Raw genomic sequence first — 2,264 nt, 5'->3', positions numbered from 1 at the left:
ATTTTTATAAATCTTTTTAAAACCTTTTTAGACACTATTTTAGCCTTAGAGCGACAATAGATTTGAGATATGAAAAGGGACGTTTTGTAACAATAAAAGGGACGTTTTGTAACAATAAAAGGGACGTTTTGTAACAATAAAAGGGACGTTTTGTAACAATAAAAGGGACGTTTTGTATATTAAGTCACTTTTACCTTTTTTTATCTTCATAATAGGTGTTATAATACTTTTAAACAATATTTAAAAGGGACGTTTTGTATATTAAGTCACTTTTAAAATGGAGAGGAGTTTTGTATGTCTGGCGAAACAGTAGTATATAGAAATGAGATGAATTTAGTTCCATTAAGACGTTTTACAAGCACTGAAGTAGATTTGTTCTTTACTCTATGCAATAAACTTAAAGAGCAAGATACAAGAAAAGTAACTATTCCTTTTGAAGAATTAAAATATTTAAGTAACTACTATACTCGTTCACAAGAACGTTTTATTAATGATTTAGAACATGTATACGATAAAATGCTTAACTTAACGTACATAGAACGTAATGGCAGATCATTTGAAAAATTTGTTTTGTTCACTTCATATAAAATAGATTTAGATGAAGAATGTTTATCTATTAGTATTAATTCTGATTTAAAACACATTTTAAATTCTATAACTGCTGATTTTACAAAATTTGAGTTGAGGGAAATGACACACCTTAAATCTACTTACGCTAAAAATATGTTTAGATTACTTAAACAATACAAACATACTGGTTATGTAAAAATGAATTTAGACGATTTTAAAAATCGTCTGGATGTTCCTAAAACTTATCAAATGAATGATATAACTAAGCGTGTCTTAAAACCAATAGTTAATGAACTTTCTGCAATTTTTAATAACCTTAGCATTAATAAAATCAAGGCAAAAAAAGGGCGTAAAATTGAATGGCTAGAGTTTACGTTTGAGGCTGAGAAACGCATTCACAATAAACGACAACCACAAATGGCGAATATAGGTAAGTCACGTCAATATATCAGTCGTGAGAAAACTCCGAAATGGTTAGAAGAACGCACATATGAAAAACCAACACACAATGAGTATGATCCACAATTAGAGAAAGAACGAGAAGCTTTTTTAAGACAACTTGAAGTGGATTGGGAAGAATAGAAAAAAGATTATAAAACGAAAGCGTTAATTGAAGAGTGTATAATATCATGATATTATATAAGTAACAAACAGACAGACACATCATTGGATGTGAAAACCCCAGCATGCCGACCAAAGCATATGCTGGGGTTTCTTTTTTATCGTTGCTGTTCTTGATTTAATAAATAAAGAACACGTCCAACAATAATTGGACAAACGATATATTTGATAACAAACAGAGCGACAATCATTAGATGTGGCACCTCCTTTCTGCACAGGAAGTGCTTTTTTAGTATAACAAAATCTTTCTGTACTGTACTCACATGATATTGTATACATGCATACAATATGCAGGCATACTGTATGCAATACTTAGACATTGATAACTGAATAAAGATACAAAAGTTCTCTTAATGAAAACGCATGAAAACGTGTGGTTAAGGGTATGTATAAAAGTTGTATAACCTATAATCCGGACAAAAAGGGACAAACACTGATATGACGGTGTTTGTCCCTTTTTAGTTGGTTGACATAATTACTGATTATGGGTAGTTGAATTGTATATGTTATGCAATACGCTAACTTAATAAATATTACCCATCAATGATTCAATAAAAAGACAACAAGAATAATCTTTATTGCTTAAATTTAAAGTAATTTATTTATCTAAATTTCTTTTTTCATTTATTAAGTTTTGAAACTCTTGTTCTAATTCTTCCGAAGGTTCAATACTCAATCGACTGAGTACTTCTGTAATTTTTGTCTCAAGTAAAAGTTTTTTATCTTCTTTAATATTCCTTGTTGGCTTTTCAGCTTGTTTAAATTGTTCATATGTGCCATCAAATATTTTTATTTCTTTATTATCAATTGTCATTATTCGAGTGGCTACTTTTTCGATAAATTTACGATCGTGAGATACAAAGATTATACTGCCATTATATTCCTTTAACAAAGATTCAAACGCCTCTATAGCTTCCATATCAAGAAAGTTTGTTGGTTCATCTAATACCAACGTATTAACTTCACTTAAGAATACTTTAGTTAGTGCTACTTTAACTCGCTCTCCACCACTTAAAACACTTATTGGTTTATAAACATCATCTCTAAAAAAATGCATTCTAGCTAGAATAGTT

Annotated in this window: 2 protein-coding genes; one reads left to right on the top strand and one right to left on the bottom strand. The window is 29.6% G+C overall.

Annotated features, from left to right (window positions below):
- The first annotated feature begins 294 nt into the window (after window positions 1–294).
- Window positions 295–1,152: a replication initiation protein gene (locus tag KLP42_RS27470; protein ID WP_215571149.1), complete on the top strand. Its 858-nt coding sequence runs from the start codon at window positions 295–297 to the stop codon at window positions 1,150–1,152.
- A gap of 637 nt (window positions 1,153–1,789) precedes the next feature.
- On the opposite strand, the gene KLP42_RS27465 is transcribed toward KLP42_RS27470, so the two are convergent.
- Window positions 1,790–2,264, bottom strand: a 475-nt coding sequence (locus KLP42_RS27465; protein WP_215571148.1) for an ATP-binding cassette domain-containing protein, incomplete at its 5' end; no start/stop codon positions are given.

The organism is Rhizobium sp. CSW-27, from assembly GCF_018760785.1.
Taxonomy (GTDB): Bacteria; Pseudomonadota; Alphaproteobacteria; order Rhizobiales; family Rhizobiaceae; genus Neorhizobium.
Note: the sequence above shows the minus strand (reverse complement) of the source record. Positions and strands in the feature narration are given on the sequence as shown.